The organism is Vreelandella andesensis (assembly GCF_003989795.1).
GTDB classification, from domain to species: Bacteria; Pseudomonadota; Gammaproteobacteria; order Pseudomonadales; family Halomonadaceae; genus Vreelandella; species Vreelandella andesensis.
The window spans coordinates 64,231-80,260 of sequence record NZ_RZHG01000007.1 but is presented as its reverse complement, the minus strand read 5'-3'; the positions used below and the strand labels follow the sequence as shown (position 1 = coordinate 80,260).

17 protein-coding genes are annotated in these 16,030 nt (G+C 48.4%); 8 read left to right on the top strand and 9 right to left on the bottom strand.

Going from position 1 to position 16,030, the window contains the following annotated elements; genetic code table 11:
• Positions 1–110: 110 nt before the first annotated feature.
• Genes ELY33_RS02885 through ELY33_RS02875 form a run of 3 tightly spaced genes read right to left on the bottom strand, consistent with a single transcriptional unit; the run spans position 111 to position 2,062 of the window.
• Positions 111–512, bottom strand: coding sequence for a hypothetical protein (locus ELY33_RS02885; protein WP_126943674.1), 402 nt, complete (start codon positions 510–512; stop codon positions 111–113).
• Positions 513–570: 58 nt separating this feature from the next.
• Entirely contained in the window at positions 571–1,230 is a 660-nt protein-coding gene (locus ELY33_RS02880) for a hypothetical protein (protein ID WP_126943671.1), read from the bottom strand.
• Positions 1,220–2,062 carry a CsgG/HfaB family protein gene (locus ELY33_RS02875; protein WP_126943668.1) on the bottom strand — a complete coding sequence of 281 codons (843 nt, stop codon included), beginning with the start codon at positions 2,060–2,062 and terminating at the stop codon, positions 1,220–1,222. The genes ELY33_RS02880 and ELY33_RS02875 overlap by 11 nt, the downstream gene beginning before the upstream one ends.
• Before the next feature lie 472 nt (positions 2,063–2,534).
• Between ELY33_RS02875 and ELY33_RS02870 the strand changes: the two genes are divergently transcribed.
• From ELY33_RS02870 to ELY33_RS02860, 3 genes are all read left to right on the top strand, one after another.
• A complete protein-coding gene (locus ELY33_RS02870; protein WP_126943665.1) occupies positions 2,535–3,554 on the top strand; it encodes a sigma-54 interaction domain-containing protein in 1,020 nt (339 codons plus the stop codon).
• 281 nt (positions 3,555–3,835) lie between these two features.
• Positions 3,836–4,702: a LysR family transcriptional regulator ArgP gene (locus ELY33_RS02865; RefSeq protein ID WP_126943660.1), complete on the top strand. Its 867-nt coding sequence runs from the start codon at positions 3,836–3,838 to the stop codon at positions 4,700–4,702.
• 139 nt (positions 4,703–4,841) lie between these two features.
• On the top strand, positions 4,842–6,635 hold the full coding sequence (locus ELY33_RS02860) for a sensor domain-containing diguanylate cyclase (protein ID WP_126943657.1): 1,794 nt from the start codon (positions 4,842–4,844) through the stop codon (positions 6,633–6,635).
• Between the two features lie 22 nt (positions 6,636–6,657).
• Here ELY33_RS02860 and ELY33_RS02855 read toward each other — a convergent pair whose 3' ends face one another.
• From ELY33_RS02855 to ELY33_RS02845, 3 genes are all read right to left on the bottom strand, one after another.
• A complete protein-coding gene (locus ELY33_RS02855) occupies positions 6,658–7,215 on the bottom strand; it encodes a cytochrome b (protein WP_126943654.1) in 558 nt (185 codons plus the stop codon).
• Between the two features lie 167 nt (positions 7,216–7,382).
• Positions 7,383–7,583, bottom strand: a complete 201-nt coding sequence (locus ELY33_RS02850; RefSeq protein ID WP_126943651.1) for a hypothetical protein — start codon at positions 7,581–7,583, stop codon at positions 7,383–7,385.
• Positions 7,584–7,660: 77 nt separating this feature from the next.
• Positions 7,661–9,100 (bottom strand): hypothetical protein, encoded by a 1,440-nt coding sequence (locus tag ELY33_RS02845; RefSeq protein ID WP_126943648.1) that lies wholly within the window; start codon positions 9,098–9,100, stop codon positions 7,661–7,663.
• A 317-nt stretch (positions 9,101–9,417) separates the two neighbouring features.
• Here ELY33_RS02845 and ELY33_RS02840 point away from each other — a divergent pair, with 317 nt between their 5' ends.
• Both ELY33_RS02840 and ELY33_RS02835 read left to right on the top strand, forming a co-directional pair.
• Positions 9,418–9,798: a septal ring lytic transglycosylase RlpA family protein gene (locus tag ELY33_RS02840; RefSeq protein WP_126943645.1), complete on the top strand. Its 381-nt coding sequence runs from the start codon at positions 9,418–9,420 to the stop codon at positions 9,796–9,798.
• A 193-nt stretch (positions 9,799–9,991) separates the two neighbouring features.
• Complete coding sequence (locus ELY33_RS02835; protein ID WP_126943642.1) at positions 9,992–10,996, top strand: NADP-dependent oxidoreductase; 1,005 nt, start codon at positions 9,992–9,994, stop codon at positions 10,994–10,996.
• Positions 10,997–11,175: 179 nt separating this feature from the next.
• Here the strand turns inward: ELY33_RS02835 and ELY33_RS02830 are convergent, their stop codons facing one another.
• Positions 11,176–13,224 (bottom strand): TonB-dependent receptor family protein, encoded by a 2,049-nt coding sequence (locus ELY33_RS02830; protein WP_126943639.1) that lies wholly within the window; start codon positions 13,222–13,224, stop codon positions 11,176–11,178.
• A gap of 221 nt (positions 13,225–13,445) precedes the next feature.
• On the opposite strand from ELY33_RS02830, the gene ELY33_RS02825 reads away from it, so the two are divergent.
• Positions 13,446–13,619, top strand: a complete 174-nt coding sequence (locus ELY33_RS02825) for a YqaE/Pmp3 family membrane protein (protein WP_009722289.1) — start codon at positions 13,446–13,448, stop codon at positions 13,617–13,619.
• A 123-nt stretch (positions 13,620–13,742) separates the two neighbouring features.
• Here ELY33_RS02825 and ELY33_RS02820 read toward each other — a convergent pair whose 3' ends face one another.
• Entirely contained in the window at positions 13,743–14,216 is a 474-nt protein-coding gene (locus ELY33_RS02820) for a nucleoside deaminase (RefSeq protein WP_126943636.1), read from the bottom strand.
• A 141-nt stretch (positions 14,217–14,357) separates the two neighbouring features.
• Between ELY33_RS02820 and ELY33_RS02815 the strand changes: the two genes are divergently transcribed.
• Together ELY33_RS02815 and ELY33_RS02810 are read left to right on the top strand one after the other, a co-directional pair.
• Positions 14,358–14,573, top strand: a complete 216-nt coding sequence (locus tag ELY33_RS02815; RefSeq protein ID WP_126943633.1) for a TIGR02450 family Trp-rich protein — start codon at positions 14,358–14,360, stop codon at positions 14,571–14,573.
• A gap of 224 nt (positions 14,574–14,797) precedes the next feature.
• Entirely contained in the window at positions 14,798–15,004 is a 207-nt protein-coding gene (locus ELY33_RS02810) for a cold-shock protein (RefSeq protein WP_009722287.1), read from the top strand.
• A 150-nt stretch (positions 15,005–15,154) separates the two neighbouring features.
• On the opposite strand, the gene ELY33_RS02805 is transcribed toward ELY33_RS02810, so the two are convergent.
• A complete protein-coding gene (locus tag ELY33_RS02805; RefSeq protein WP_126943630.1) occupies positions 15,155–16,018 on the bottom strand; it encodes a putative RNA methyltransferase in 864 nt (287 codons plus the stop codon).
• Between the last annotated feature and the right edge of the window lie 12 nt (positions 16,019–16,030).

The following is a 16,030-nucleotide window of genomic DNA, read 5'->3' as shown; positions in this document are numbered from 1 at the left end:
AATGACGTAATTGAACCACTATAAAGAACAATCGTTTCATTCTATCTATGCCAAAAAAATGCCGCTATAGGCCTGCTTCCAATCGCCTCAGCGCTACTCTTGGGAACATTTTATTCCTGACGCTGCATTTCTTCTTCGCCTTGCCTCACGTCACTATCATTATTGAGAAATTCCGAACTAGTGGTGGATTGGCTACCTTCAGCACTCTGGCTAGAATTGACATCTAGTGCGGCTTCCGCATTGTCACCCAATGTCATTTCAATTTGCTGCCAATTATTCGCAGAGATACTTGTATTGCTGTATATCCTAGTCGACCCTGCGGCCTGACCTAGGCTGCCGCTTTGCTTGCTCTCATAGAGGATCAGCGCAGATTGAGCACTACGCGCCGGAAAATTATAAGGCTTCGGCCCGATCAGTGAGCCCTCGCTGGCCATGGCAAGCGAGGGAAGTGTCATCATGGCGAACAGGACGCCGTAAACCATCAAGCCGATTCGAAATAGATAAAGCTTCATGGGGTCTCCTCCGCTCCGGAGGGCTGACGCCAGCCCTCCGGCTCCCTAGTGGTGAAAATTATAAATTGCCGCCCACATTAACGCTCACGTTGTTGCCAACCGCTGTGGCAACAGAGCTGATGTGAGGGCCTGTGAAACTTTCAGGTGCTGCCACGCTGAGAGTTACATTGTCTACGGTTGAGTAGGCCGAGATATCACCTACGCCAGTTTGCACGACGTTGGCCAGCAAGACAGAGTCAAAATGCCCGGCCGCATCAAAATCGACTGACAAGTTATTGGCCACAGCCGTGGCGACGCTGTCAACCGTCATGTTGTTGATGTTTGCCACGTATGATGAAGCATCTATGGTGCCGGAGCCTTGCCAGAACTGATTGGCATCAATATTGGGCATGACTTCCGAGGACAGGCTTGCGTTATTGGCGACGGCCGTCGCTGCGCTTTCGATAGCGCCCAGCTCACCTAACCCCCAATCCGAGTTGTCGATATCAGTCACAGTGCTGACTGCTGTTAGGCTCCCGTTGAAGTCCTGATCAATCTCGACCAGTGTTATACCGCCAGGATTATTAAAATGATCATTGATAGTGATATGCTCAGTGATAATAGTTTGGACGTCCAAGTCCCAATTCCAGTGACTTCTATCAAAGGCCTGTGCCTGAGACAGGCCCAACATCATGACGCTTGCAGCGCCGATAGCTACGGTGAGTGTATTAAGTTTCATTGTGGTTTACCTCATGGTTAGCGACTACAGGATACCCGGCTTCCGGCTCGCACGATTTCCCCTCGGGGAGTGGAAGACCTAGGCCTTCGGTCAGGATCTGAAAAGCACTCATCTCCACGACCGATCGAACACCGAGCTGTAAAGGTTCATTTCTCACAGCGCCGGTATCGAACTCGATAAGCTGATTTCCAAAAAAGCGATAAACGCCCGATTCAACCTCGTAACCAACAACCTGCTTCTGCAGGCTTGATACATACAAGGTTCTAAATGTCCTGACATCGACCAGGCGAAGATCCAGGCCAACATTGATAACGGCGGTGCGTATACCGCCGCCTATACCGCTCACGAAGAGACGAGCGCCTCCGGTGGAAATGTTGTAATTAAGCTCAGTCAAAGCGCCTAAAATCACGAAATTCGCCGGCATTACCGCAATGGGCTTGGGGGCGTACGCCAAGGCGTTCTGCTCGAATAACTGTTGCTCGGCCAGAGGAATTCTGACGTCCAAGCGTTCAGTCAGGTTCACCTTGCCCGTTTTATAGAAAGCGCTGATCAACATTTCAGAAACGCCTTGAGTCAAGGCGCTGCTTTCAGTAACGGTGCTGTAGGTCTTTTGCCCCGTTTTATCGCTGATCTGTCCAACCGCGATAACGGGAAGGTTGTTAGCCTCATAACTGTCTCGCAGATCAGCTAAGCATTGTGAATACGGGGTATGATTAGAAGTAACAGGTGGACCTATGAGCGGTTGTACGGTGTTCACGTTTGGTTCAATAGATGCACAACCACTGATAATATTTACCAAGCAGCATGCAAAACTGTATTTATATATTTTCATTATAAACGCCCTGGCTTGTTCCCTAGCAGGGTCAAGGCAGAACGCGTGCCAAAATATAATTTAACTTTTATTTTCAATATATTTTCTGAATATTGCTATAGCGTATTTTTTTTCATTCGCATTTTGCAATTCGTTTTAATATATAATTTTTAAAATGCACTACTTTAAAGGCGAGCATCCAACAGGCTTGATTAAAAGTTAGCACAAGTATGATTTTTTTCATACTCAATAGAATTAATAAAACAATTAAAAAATTAATTAAAAAAATTAAAGAACCTACTTCTCTAACGACCAAAAATAATTTTTTTGCAGCATAAAAAAATCAAAAATTGCTTATGAATATTATTATCAGTAGCTATGAAAATAGCTTTATTTAAATGTGATAATTAAATACTTTAGTTTTAACCATGTGTGCTACGCTTTAATTTTGTAAAAATTTAATTACCGCGACCAAGGCGCTAAAGGTTCAAAAATGAATCAATATATTTTTCATAATAAAAATATCAATACTCTCGAAGGGAATACGACAAAACAGGCTTTCATAGGTAGTTCAGCAAAGATGGGTGCGCTTTACGAGTTACTTGATCATTTAGCTAAATCCGATGTGCCGGTTTTTCTAACCGGCGAGAGTGGGACTGGAAAAGAACTGTGCGCGACCATGCTCCATGAGAAGAGCGCCAGGTGTGATAAGCCATTTATTGCTGTGAATTGTGCGGCAATTCCATTTGATATTTTTGAGTCTCAATTTTTTGGCCACCTAAAAGGTACTTTTACGGGAGCAATCTGCGATAGTATCGGTTATGCAAGAGCGGCGGATGGGGGAACTCTCTTCTTAGACGAAATTGCAGAGTTAAGCCTGACCATGCAAAGTAAACTACTAAGATTCCTTCAGACAGGTCAGGTAATGCCGATAGGTTCGACAACTACTTATGCGGTGAATTGTCGTATCGTGTGTGCAACCAACGTAAATCCGTTAGAACAAGTTAATGCGGGTTTGTTCAGATCAGATCTTTATTATCGCTTGAATGTATTTCCTATAAAGCTTTATCCATTGAGGGAGAGAGGGCGAGATGTTATTGAAATTGCTTATAAACTTTTGAAGCGCTATTCTTTGGAAGAGAAAAAAAAGTTTCAGCGCTTTTCCGCTGATGCTGAAAAAATATTACTTGAACACTCGTGGCCTGGAAATATCAGAGAGCTTGAAAATGTTATTAGAAGGGCGGTGATAATGTATAGCGGCCTAGTGCTTACCTTGGAGATGCTAAATTTAGATAATGCGTTTGAAAATTATTTGAGTAAAAACAATCAAAATGAAGGTGAAGTTTGGCCCCACTCAGTTTTGCCGCTGTGGCAGGTAGAGAAAAAGGCGATTGAAAATGCTATTAGAATATGTAACGGCAATATTCAGCGTGCGGCTTCATTGCTAGAGATTGCCCCTTCAACACTTTACCAGAAGCGGCATGCATGGAAGTTTTCCTCTGACAAAATTTAAGATAAGTAATTGATTATGAATAATTAATCATGCACTTCGTCTCACTATCTTCCAGCAAGCGATGGAATTCACTTCAGAACCGGTTAAATGAGAGATAAGCTCCCGAGGGCAGCCAGCCTATTTACGCTTTCGACCCTGCTAACTCAGGGCTTACGCTATCTCAATCAACGCACAGGCATAAGAGGATGAAAGCAAGCTAAAACAGTGATTAACTACGACTTAACGGTTGATGCACCATGATATCGCTAAACGTTGTTACTTATTCACTTTGGGAAACTCCCATGCTTGACTACAAACTTCTCCATGCATTGGCTACGGTAGTGGAGTGCGGCGGCTTTGAACGGGCCGGAGATATTTTGGGGCTTTCTCAATCAGCTATTTCTCAACGTATAAAAGCGCTTGAAGTGCGCTTAGGCCAACCGGTGTTAACACGTCACCCCAAGCTTTCGCCGACGCCGGCAGGGCAGCAACTACTCACCCACTACCAGCAAGTACACTTGTTGGAACGTGACCTACATCAGACGCTCCCTACACTGGATAATGCAACGACCCGGCTACGCATTGCGATCAACGCTGACAGCGTCGTGACATGGTGGGCAACCGCCGTAGCAGATATCTGTCAAGCCGAAGACTTATTGCTCGATTTAGTCATTGAGGATCAAGATGTTGGGCTTAAACGCCTGCGAGATGGTGATGTAGCAGCCTGCCTTTGCGCGACACCAACGCCTATCGCGGGTGCCCGGTGTATTAAAGTAGGCGAGATGCGCTATCTCCCGCTAGCATCGCCTGCCTACGTGAAACGCTACTTTCCTGAAGGCCTTTCCCCGGATGCCTTTCAGCAGGCACCGGTGATTGTGTTCGGCCCTCATGACCAACTTCAGCACCAGTTTCTTGCCCAATGTGGTTACCATGGCCATTTTCCCTACCACCTTTGCCCTTCATCAGAAGGGTTTGTGCGACTAGCCAGCGCAGGTATTGGCTACGGAATGATTCCGCACTTACAGGCACTTGAACAACTGCAAAACGGCCATCTTGTTAGCATTGCTTCTGGGCATTCGCTTACCGTGCCACTTTATTGGCATTTCTGGCGTCACAGTGGACAGCTAATTCAGCGACTAACTGAAAGACTGAGCACTCTCATGCTTTAGCCTCATAGTCGGTCGGTCGCATAAAAGGCGTCTATACTTTGTTTTGGAGAAATTCGCGCCCAAGTTAGACAAGGGAACCTAGGCACCAAGACCTAGAGGCAATAAAGCCCAACGCAAAAAAAACCAAATAGCGATATTTATGGATGTTAACTGTTGGTTAAAGCGCCTTTCGGCAGGCTTGTTAGCGCTTATTATTTGCTGGTGCAGTCATAGTAGTGCAGCAACTACCATTGCCGTCTCTTCTGAGCAGCCACGTTATGATTTAAATGAGGTTAGTAGTTATTGGCACACCTCAGAATCATTGAACCTGCGTGATGTTTTAGCGTTATCTCCCTCATTTCAACCAGTCCGTCACGCTTCTGATTTACATTTCGGCTATACGCAAAGTGACACATGGCTTAAAACACACATTCATAATGCCTCTGCCTCCCCTACGAGATGGATGGTTAAGTTCGAATACCCTTTCTTAGACTATGTCACGCTGTATACGCTGCGTGAAAACGCTAGTGGAGTTCAGCATAGCGGAAGCGCCGTGCCAATTGATGAGCGCTCAATCGCTCACCGCCAGGCGGTTTTTCCTCTAACGCTGGCGGGTGGAGAGACCGTGACGCTTTATACCCAGGTGAGTGCCACAGGCAGTAAGTTTCTGAGCTACAGTTTAATGACGCCAGAAGCTTTTTATACTCAGAATGATCGTCATAATTTCTGGCTGGCGACCTACTTCGGCATGCTGCTGGCATTAAGCACTTACAACCTGTTGCTTTTTTTTGGACTTAAAGAGCGCGTATTTCTTTACTACGCCCTATTTGCCTTCGGGTTTACGCTGGCAATCTTGACCTTCAATGGCATTGGTACGCTGATGTTTTGGAGCTTTTTGGGCGATAACACCGCACGTTTAGTGGCGATTGGCTTTACGTTTGCCTCTACAATGGGAAGCCTATTCGCTCAAAGTTTCCTCAATACAGCCACCTATTGCCCGCGCTGGCACCAAGTTATCACGCTGTTTCGCGGTTACTGCTATTTAGCGCTAATAGCGGTGATCTTCTTGCCTATTCAACCTGCCCTACGATTAATGGATATCACAGGATTTGCTGCCTCGCTATTAATGCTTGTATGCGGTATTTATTGCAGTTGGCGCCGCGTGCCTAGCGCGGGTATTTTTGTGCTCGCTTGGTCAATATTTCTAATCGGTGCCGCCGTATTTGCGCTAAGAAACCTGAGCGTTCTACCTGCCAATTTCATTACGCTTCACGGTGTACAGATCGGCTCAGCCATTGAAATGTTGCTACTGTCTTTCGCACTGGCCGCTCGTTTTAATCGATTAAAATGGCAAAAAGAGCGCGCCCAAGCAGAAACGGTTTCAATGCTAAAAAAGCAGGAAGCTGTTCTAGAGGCTAAGGTAGCCGCTCGTACCCAGGCACTAGAAAAGCTTGCCAATCACGATATGCTCACCGACCTACTTAATCGCAACGGGCTGGCACGCTGCGCAGAAACGGCCCTTGAACGTTGTAAAAAAACGCATTCGCCTTTGGCACTAGTCATGTGCGATCTTGACTGTTTTAAACCAATTAACGACCAGTATGGCCATGAAATAGGCGATTTCGTGCTTCAGCAAGTTGCCAAACGCCTAGTACACGTCGCACGAGAAAATGATCACTGTGCGCGCTTTGGCGGCGACGAGTTTATTATCTTGCTAGAGGGAGTATCTGATCAGTCTGCATTAGAAGAGATGCGCAACCGTATCGAACAGGCCGTTGGCTCACCTATCAAGCTGCCTTGCAACACACTAGTTAGCGTAGGTGTCAGCGTAGGTTTTAGTATCAGCCGTGGAAATAACGATACGCTGGCCAGCCTACTTCGCGAAGCGGACAGCCAGATGTACGCCGTTAAACCCCGCCAAACCACCCGTGATTACGGCTGTGATTCGGCGTGATCACTGTAGACATTACGCTATATTATTCAAATAAACTCATACGTTTCATGACGTTATCCCGCTTGATACGCCAATGAAACAAAGCACCCGCAATATGCAATGTAATAAGCACGACCAGCGCCCACCCTAATCGCTCATGCCAAACAAACAACGTTTGCGAAAGCGCTTCGTTTTTCCCCAATATCCCTGGCAACTGCCATGTAAAAAACTCAACAGGAAAGCCGCCGGTAGCGGTGGCTGCCCAGCCAATTAATGGCATGGCCACTAAGGCCACATAGAGCAAGTGATGCACACTAGTGCTGACTACTCGCTCGAAGACATTGAGCGGTGGCTCGTGGTCGGGCACAACGAAGGCTAACCGTGTAATAATTCTCAAGGTCATTAGCAACAATATCGCAACACCTAGGGTTTTATGGCTGGTGTAGAGCACGTTGGTAAGGGCATTCCCCAGCAATTCGACAGTGCGTTCATAGCCCAGAAACCCAAGCGTCAAACCGCTTGCCAATGACAGGAACACAGCGCCTGCCACTAACCAGTGCAACACTCGGTGCGGATAAATGTAATGATCTAGCTCGTGCATTCAGAACTCCTAGCCCTGTAGCGTCATAATAGTTAGCTTAGCTCAGTACGGTTCCGTTAGAAAAACTAATTATCAAGCTTCTCACTTAGCCGTATCACGATCAGCCCGCATTTGGACGCATTTTTCTTGGGTTATTTATTAAAAAACACCTGCACGTTCACCAGATCTTACGCTGGCGTGTCACTTGAACCAACTCGATAATGGAAGGAACCTTCACAATGCCATGGAGCGAGGCTTTGCGATGCTTCAAACAACATATCTTCAGGCTCAACCACGTGCAACTGGTGCTCATCTACCCCCATAAAACCAGCCATTGAAAGGCCGTCAGCTTGTCCTGCGTGTACAGCGTCGTTACTTTCAAGCAGCATCAACAAGTAATACCTAAACAACAAAACCCCCTGCTGCTGCCAGCAAGGGCGTTGTTCGCTGTTCGACGCGCGCTAAATTACGCGTCTGGCTGCATTTCTGTCGGTTCGGCACTGACTTGTAGCTCAAACATACCGCTGCCACTAACAGAGAAACCACGTGCAATAACGGTGTACGTTCCCGGCAAGAGCGCCTGCTCTAAACGAGAATCAGTGCCATTACCGCCGTCATCATCGCTGTGAGAATCGCTTTCGCCGCGTAGTTCTAAATACGTATCAAAGTCCGCTGAACGCAAACTAAGCGTTACTAAAGAACTTTCTTCTAGCGTGAGTTCATAGGTTAGCGGCTCACCGCCATACCAGCCATTGAGCGTTTCATTGGGCGTTAACTCGCCTTCATTACGCAGCTCTACATCATCTGGCAATTCACGTGGCTCCACTGAAAGCGTAAACAGACCGCTGCCGGAGCCATACGCAGTGCGCGCCGTTAGCTGATAACTACCCGGCGCCAAGAAGTCAGCAATACTGGCGTCATAATTGCCGCCACTGTCGTCATTTTCGCGGAGATAGCCATTAGATCCTTCTAATACCAGGTAAGAATCGATATCGCTTGAGCGCATATCGATTTGATACATACCCGCTTCTTCAATTTCTAGCTGATAACCTAATTCCTGACCGCTAAACCAACCGCTAAGCGTATCGCTAGGCATAACACTACCGTCGTTGCGTAACTCGCCATCGTTCGGTAATTCGCGCGGTTCGGCACTCAACGTAAACACACCATTGCCCTCTCCAAAGGCAGAACGCGCAGTAATGGTATAGTCACCGGGAGCAAGGAAGTCTGAAATACGTGCGTTTAAGTTTCCAGCACCATCATCATCTTCACGGTTATAGTTGTTAGGGCCAGACAACTCAAGATACGCATCAAACTCATCAGCACGCATCTCAATTTGATACATACCTGCTTCCTCGATGGTCAACGCCACCTCCCGGGAGGCACCCTCTAGCCAACTATCCATCGGCGTGCCAACGTCAAGCGTGTCAGCATCGCTCAGTTCAATAGTGCGACTGTTAAGGGTAAATGGGCCATAGCTACGCGCGTCTGCCCCACTAACAATCACCACGTAATCTCCATCTTCCTCAACATAGTGGTGAACGGTTTCTGCGCTTTCCAGCAGTTGTAGGTGATCGTCATAGAGAGCGACCACACCCTGCAAAGCTCCGCTTAGCGAAATTTCTACTAACGCCCCCTCTTCAAGAGTAATGGCATAACGTAAGTAGCGGCTTCCATCATTGCCGTTTAGCTCACCCGCCGAGGTAAGCTCACCTCGGATACGCTCGCCTAGCGTAATGTTATCGAGCCCTACTAATGCTTGGGGGGCTTCTACCTGTTCCATACTGGTAGATTCTTCGGCGGCGGCCATTGCGGTAAAGCTGGGAGCTACTTGCGCGGCTAAAACCCCAGCAGCAACCCCGCCTGCGGCAACCAAAACCAGCGTTGGAGAAGAGAATTTGGCCATAGGTTCATCCTTGTTTATTGGCAGAAATTTAAAATCAAGCATGCGCTAATTATATGATGTCCACCTGATAAAAGTGAGTGTTTATCTAAAAATTGCATTAGACACAAAACTCAGACGCTTTATATCAACCACACTTCGTTAACTTGCTGAAATGCAACGGCACTAGAGAAAGATGCAAAAATTCATAATTAAGAAGCTAATTGCGTCGATCTTCTTAAAGCTTGCCGTATCAAAAAGAGCACGTTACTATCAAGAGATATGTTCGGTAACACACCGACGCGTAAAGATTTCGCACTACGTAAAACTGAGGCACTCCAATGGGAGCATCTAAACGTTATATCCGAACGAGTTGTGCAGCGGCATTACTCATCTTTCTTACCGCTAGTCACGCGTATGCCACTGAAATCAAAATTAAAGAAGGTGTCGCATCCTTCTACAGTGATCGTTTTCAAGGTTCTCCCACTGCCAGTGGAGTCCCCTTTGATCAACAAGCACTGACGGCAGCTCACCCTACGCTCCCTTTTGGCACCAAGGTGCTAGTGACTCGCCCTGATACCGGTCAAGAAGTTGAAGTACTGATTAATGATCGCGGCCCCTTTGTTAAGGGTAGGATAATTGATCTTTCCAAACGTGCAGCTCGCCAACTTGGCATGATTCGACGTGGCGTTGCCCCTGTTATGATCACTTTGGTCGATTAACGGATAACACACCCGCAAGCGTGTGATACCCCTTAAGCAACAGCATTGAATAAAAATCAGTTTGACTGGAAGCGGCTTCTACAAGCCGCTTTTTTATTGCGTTACCCATTATTTTTTGACGAACTTGAAAGCGCGCTAACTGTCTTTAGGCGACGATGAGATTCGTTTTTAATCACATAAGCAGGAGGCGCCCATGCAATCTCGCTTTTTTACATTAACCCATTACCCTATCGGCTTACCTGAGCGCGAATTATTTGCGCTGCAAAGCCAGGAACTTCCCGACCTTGGCGAAGGTGAAGTGAGAATTCGCAATCGTTGGCTATCTGTTGATCCTTACATGCGTGGACGCATGACGGGAACGCGTACTTACATTGCTCCTTTCGAACTGGGCAAGCCGATGGAAGGTGGCGCCATTGGCGTCGTTATTGCATCTAACCACCCAACGATTAAGGAAGGCGACAAGGTAAGCCACATGGGCGGTTGGCGTGATATCGCTCAGGTGCCAGGCGACAGTGTCACCGCCCTACCAGACAGTGACGTGCCCGAACAAGCTTACCTAGGTGTACTGGGCATGCCAGGCATGACTGCGTGGACAGGCCTGAACCATATAGCCGAATGTAAGCCTAGCGACAATGTACTGGTAAGCGCTGCCAGTGGTGCCGTTGGCTCGCTGGTTGTACAGCTGGCGAAAGCAAAAGGTTGCCATGTAGTCGGTATTGCTGGGGCTGCCCATAAACTTGCGTGGCTTGAGTCATTGGGCGTAGAACCGGTCAGTTACCAAGACCGTAGTTCACAGGAACTAAGCGATGCTATTAAGCTAGCTAGCCCCGATGGGATTGACGTGTATTTTGAGAACGTTGGCGGCATTTGCCTAGAGGCGGCACTAAACCAGCTCAACGACGGTGCTCGTATTGCCGTATGCGGCATGATTGACAGCTATAACGCCGAAGCACCGACGCCAGGGCCGAGCAATCTTTCCCAGTTGGTAATACGTAAGGCTAAAATGCAGGGTTTTATTGTTGCCGATCACTGGGCTAGCTATCGCTATTTTCTCAACGAAGTCGCTCCCCAGGTAGCAAAAGGCAAAATTGTCTATAAAGAAACCGTCAAAGAAGGTCTCGAAAGCACTCCTAATGCTTTTTTAGCGCTTTTTGAAGGCGGCAATACTGGCAAAATGCTGGTGAAGCTAACTGACTAAACCATGCTTACGTTGAGTTAAAACAACCCAGCTTCTGATTCCCAATGATAAAGCTGTATCAGCGTCGAAAAGAGCCGGTGAAACGCATATTTGCAGGCACCCACCACTGATCAGCATCCCAGGGCGGCACTTGGCCGCCCGATTTTTCGCTTATTAAAAACTCAGCTTAAGAACTTGGCTTAAAAACTTAGCTCTACGCCGCCATATACGCTACGGCCAGGAGCTGGCTCGTAAAAGCGGCCAAACGTACCGTTTAAGCGCACATTAGCGTAGTGCTCTTCATCAAGCAGATTGCGCAGACCAAGATAAGCGCTTAGCCGCGTATCTTCGGTCAACTGCCAGCCATCGCCTACCCGTAGATTGAGAAGCCAGTAACTATCTACCGCTGTCTCATTAACGTTATCCGCTACTAAATCGCCAATGTATTCGGTTTCTAACGTTGCGAAACGCTGATCGAGGTTTCCCCAGGTCAACTGATTCACCCACGTTTGCTCTGGCAACCCAGGAATCCGGTTGCCATCAAAGCGCTCACTAGGTGTTGCAAACTTGTCGAACTCATAGCGCGCGAGGGTCAACGCGCTGTTAACACGCCACTGGTCGGCAAGCTGCCAGCCCAGCGCCAGCTCAATACCATCGCGATGTGTGTCGCCTGCATTCTGATAGAAGGTACGGCCACCTTCATCATAGGGCACCAGCTCATCACGCACGCGTACCGAAAATAGCGCGAGATCATAATCCATTGCCAACGGCCCAATGTAACCACGCAGCCCTATTTCGCGGTTCCATGCCTTTTGAGGCTTAACAGTAGGATTAAAGCCGCCGCCTAAAGGGTTGGAAAACTCAGAAAATGTTGGCGTTTCAAAGGCCGTCCCGGTGTTAATGTACGCTTGATGCTGCGGACGATAACGGTAGCTAAGCCCCGCCGAACCACTCCACTCATTAAAAGTACGCTCCCCGCTTTGATCTTCGTCGGCAAGAAACGTGTCGTCGACATTGAGCGCCACCCGGTCAAACCGCGTGCCCAGCGATAACGTAAACTGTTCCGAGAGCGCTAAATCTCCCTGAGCAAACACGCCCGCGGAAGTCGCTGTTTGGGTTTCATCCGCTAGCGGCTCGCCAACTGCTCCTTGGGCACCAACATCATTGCGAAACCGATCATCCTCCTGACGTGCCACATCCATGCCCACAATATAGCTAAGCGGCAGGCTCCCTATCGTTATCTCGTGATGGTATTCAGCGCTTGCACCCATATAGTCGCGTTGATAGCCCAAGCGGCTACTGCCCACAAAGGGAAGCTGCTGTTCAAAACGGCGCTGAGCAATAAAACCGTTGAGATACAGCTCGCCATCTCCTACCGCTAAGTCTTCATACTGTAGGCCGAACAGCTGTTGATCGACAGTTTGCCCGGCATCCAATGCAATCGAGTTGGGCGCTGCCTGATGTCGTCCAGCGGCAACTTCGCGGGCATTAAGCGCGCCAGGGTCTTCAGATCGGGGATTATCCAGCAAGTTAATAATCGCGGTAACTGCCCGCTCACTGCTTAGCTCTCGACGTAGTTTCGCATTCAGTAAATATTTTTCGGTTGAGCCTTGGTCACGATAGCCATCAACATTAAGGGCTGTCAGGCTAATGTGGTGCGACCAATCCCCCTGAACACCCCCATTTTGCAGCGCAACTTTCTGGTAGCCATCACTACCCGCGCCCATTCGCAGCCGCGAACCAGGGTTATCACGCCCATCGGCGGTAGTAACGGCAATCACTCCGCCAGCTGCATTGCCATAAAGCACTGAAGACGGCCCGCGGATCACTTCAATACGCTTGGCACTGTCTAAATCAATGGCATCCAACTGCGCCTGGCCATCCGGAAGCGTGTAAGGAATGCCATCCACCATGACGGTAATCCCACGCACCCCAAAGGGAGCACGCGCACCGAAGCCGCGAATAGCAATTCGCTGCCCTTGGGCGAAGTTATCACGGTTTTGTAAAAATACCCCAGGCACCCGGTTAAGCGACTCATCCAACCTAACGCGCTGCTGACCTTGGGCAATCTCCCCACCCTCCAAAGTAGAGACTGCCGCTGGCGTTGCATATAGCTCGCGGGCTAATCGTGGAGCACTTACCTCTACCGTAGGCAGCACTGCTTTCTCGCTGCTGGTTGCCTGCGCCCACACCGGGCTGACTAGAACAGTGCAAGCAAGTAACAGTGGCGATGGTAAATGATGTCTCATGGCGTCCCTTCTTAATCAGTCGTCAGCAGGGTTGGTAGACATACTTGCTCAGGCATGTGAACGAAGAAGAATAAAAAGCATCATAACTATGACTTATTAATTCACTAAGCGTAATCGTTGCCGTTACACTCACGGTCGTAACGACAACCTACTGTTATCAAAGCCGCTATCAAACACTACTACCACCAAACATTACTATATTTGTACGCAAAGGAGGCTTCATGGCATTTACCGCGACGGACCCGATCAAGATGATCTTTGCCGTTATTCTGCCCCCGTTAGGGGTGTTTTTTGAGGTTGGTTTCAAAGGGCATTTCTGGCTGAATATCATTCTGACGTTGTTTGGCTTTGTGCCGGGCATCATTCACGCGTTTTATGTCATCTTGAAGCATTAGGCGTAGATAGGTACTGATATACTTCATACCGAGTTAACCAACATCGCCTTGTTGAAACAAGGCGATGTTTTGACTTGGTTGGCCGCAAACTGCCCACTACTTCTTTCCAGTCGCTTAAACCGATCATGCATGTAAGCGACGATGCAAAGCATGTACGTGCTCATCCAGCCCAGGCACCGGGCCATCCACAGCCAAACCAGGCACTACTTCATTAATCGACAAGGTAGCGACAGGCGGTGGTGCTACGCCCAGCTCAGCCAACCAAGCACTCAGCTGCTCAGAAGAACTTACGTAAACGATACGCCCTAGGCCCACCCACCCATGGGCCGCCGCACACATAGGGCAGTGCTCCCCAGACGTATATACGGTCGCTTTCGCACGCTCTGCAGGCGTCATATGATTCGCTGCCCAGCGGGCCAGCGAAAATTCCGGGTGCTGAGTAGAATCTCCGCCAGCAATACGATTGCGGTCTTCGGCTAACACCTCGCCATCGGCATTTACCAACAGGCTACCGAATGGCTCATCTCCCGCATTTAAAGCCTTTTCTGCCAAGGCCACAGCGCGCTTCAAGTAGGTCAATTCGTATTCGGCAATCATAAGATGCTCCTTGTGTTGAAAACGTGCCTTACCGATAGGGTTGGCGTTTCAAAGATACCCTGCTAACGATATCATTTTAATCATAGCGATCTACTTCACCGTAGCGCACTCATTCACTAACTCACTCAAAGGAGTATCATTGTGAACACCATCAACCCAGATAAACTCCACAACAGCAAGTGGACTGCCGTGCAGCCTCGCAATAAAGAAAAGCATTTCATCGTCACCCAACTCCTACGCAATGAAGAAGAGCAGGTTGTGGAGGTGGTGATTGAAGCTATTCACTCAAACCGCGAAGCCATCCTTGCTTGGCAAGACTTAAAAGACACGAGCGCTTGGAAAATGGGTTGGAAATAACCGTGCCCTGGGACACCGCCCTCAGAAAATATTCACAAAAGGCTTTGACGGAAAGGAAAAATCATGTCAGAGTAACTGCAGTTGGTTAGCAAGCAGCATGGTTTCAGAAGTGTACGATCTATTTCGGCAGCCTGACATTGTATTCCTTGTTTCACCCGCTACTTAATCATCTGGGTAATACCAGGAACTTTATTACGGCGCATTAGCGCGAAAGGATCTACATCATGGCAACTGGCACAGTTAAATGGTTTAACGACACTAAAGGTTTTGGTTTTATCGCTCCTTCTGACGGTGGCGACGACCTTTTTGCTCATTTCTCTGAAATTCAGTCTGACGGTTTCAAAACCCTTCAAGAAGGTGCTAACGTTTCCTTTGACGTTACCCAGGGTAAGAAAGGCCTTCAGGCTTCTAACATCAAGCAAATGTCCTAAGTCCTAACGGCTTAAGAATTTGCTCGAACCCTAACCGGTTCGGATAACAAGGCCCGCCTACGCGGGCCTTGTTGCGTTTGGAGTTTAATAATAAGAGAGTGATTAGGTGATTGCCCCCCTCTTTTGTACTCACGTCCTTATACTTACGCTTTATTTCCGTTCGTATATCATTAGCTTGGCATCTACCGTCAGTATGAGCTCATTAAGAGCAGCTGCACGTGCACGACCTTCCTGACTGGCGCGGTAAAGATGTGGCGTCATCGACAGTAAATCACCAATCATCGCTTGGCCCTCCAGCGTCACTTGATAGCTGATTGATTCGCCTTGCAAATAAGCAAAACTCTCTGGCAACACTCGCTCTATTGCCACCTCTGGTTTAAGCGTGGGATAGATAACTTCCCGTAGCTCACGCAAGTGCCCTGCCCCTGCCTCAACCTGCACCAACAGACCTCCTGGCTTTAACACACGCGCAAACTCGTGATGTACTGGAAAGCCAAACATACACAGCACACAGTTAAGTACTGCCGTTTGAACAGGCAAGTGAGCGTTGCTGCCGACCACCCAATTGCACAGCGGCGATGTTTTATCATCTTGCTTGGCCCCCGACAGCACTGCCCACTTGGAAATGTCTAACCCTATCAGTGAAAGTGGCCGGACACTTGGCGAAGCGCGAGCTAGCTCACGCAAGTAATAGCCTTCACCACACCCAGCATCCAGGCAACCGAATAGCGAACTGTCAGATTGAACTTCAGCGTGGTTAAACAGATGTTTGCTTACCGTCTGAGCGATGGGCTGATAATAACCGGCGTCAAGAAAACGCTGCCGCGCCGCCACCATCAATTTACTGTCGCCAGGGTCGCTAGAACGCTTTTGCTGTACTGGAAGCAAGTTGACGTAACCTTGTTTAGCAACATCAAAACTATGACCGGCAGAACAACGCCATACGTTACCTACCCGGTTTAATGGTTCGCCATCCAGTGGGCAGGCCAGCGCTTGAAAAGGGGTGCTACTCATAACAATAAAGGC

What these genes read in the sequence shown, in the direction of transcription:
- ELY33_RS02885 (WP_126943674.1), bottom strand. Translation starts at nt 512, where the DNA reads ATGAAGCTTTATCTATTTCGAATCGGCTTGATGGTTTACGGCGTCCTG.
- ELY33_RS02880 (WP_126943671.1), bottom strand. Translation starts at nt 1,230, where the DNA reads ATGAAACTTAATACACTCACCGTAGCTATCGGCGCTGCAAGCGTCATG.
- ELY33_RS02875 (WP_126943668.1), bottom strand. Translation starts at nt 2,062, where the DNA reads ATGAAAATATATAAATACAGTTTTGCATGCTGCTTGGTAAATATTATC.
- ELY33_RS02870 (WP_126943665.1), top strand. Translation starts at nt 2,535, where the DNA reads ATGAATCAATATATTTTTCATAATAAAAATATCAATACTCTCGAAGGG.
- ELY33_RS02865 (WP_126943660.1), top strand. Translation starts at nt 3,836, where the DNA reads ATGCTTGACTACAAACTTCTCCATGCATTGGCTACGGTAGTGGAGTGC.
- ELY33_RS02860 (WP_126943657.1), top strand. Translation starts at nt 4,842, where the DNA reads ATGGATGTTAACTGTTGGTTAAAGCGCCTTTCGGCAGGCTTGTTAGCG.
- ELY33_RS02855 (WP_126943654.1), bottom strand. Translation starts at nt 7,215, where the DNA reads ATGCACGAGCTAGATCATTACATTTATCCGCACCGAGTGTTGCACTGG.
- ELY33_RS02850 (WP_126943651.1), bottom strand. Translation starts at nt 7,583, where the DNA reads ATGCTGCTTGAAAGTAACGACGCTGTACACGCAGGACAAGCTGACGGC.
- ELY33_RS02845 (WP_126943648.1), bottom strand. Translation starts at nt 9,100, where the DNA reads ATGGCCAAATTCTCTTCTCCAACGCTGGTTTTGGTTGCCGCAGGCGGG.
- ELY33_RS02840 (WP_126943645.1), top strand. Translation starts at nt 9,418, where the DNA reads ATGGGAGCATCTAAACGTTATATCCGAACGAGTTGTGCAGCGGCATTA.
- ELY33_RS02835 (WP_126943642.1), top strand. Translation starts at nt 9,992, where the DNA reads ATGCAATCTCGCTTTTTTACATTAACCCATTACCCTATCGGCTTACCT.
- ELY33_RS02830 (WP_126943639.1), bottom strand. Translation starts at nt 13,224, where the DNA reads ATGAGACATCATTTACCATCGCCACTGTTACTTGCTTGCACTGTTCTA.
- ELY33_RS02825 (WP_009722289.1), top strand. Translation starts at nt 13,446, where the DNA reads ATGGCATTTACCGCGACGGACCCGATCAAGATGATCTTTGCCGTTATT.
- ELY33_RS02820 (WP_126943636.1), bottom strand. Translation starts at nt 14,216, where the DNA reads ATGATTGCCGAATACGAATTGACCTACTTGAAGCGCGCTGTGGCCTTG.
- ELY33_RS02810 (WP_009722287.1), top strand. Translation starts at nt 14,798, where the DNA reads ATGGCAACTGGCACAGTTAAATGGTTTAACGACACTAAAGGTTTTGGT.
- ELY33_RS02805 (WP_126943630.1), bottom strand. Translation starts at nt 16,018, where the DNA reads ATGAGTAGCACCCCTTTTCAAGCGCTGGCCTGCCCACTGGATGGCGAA.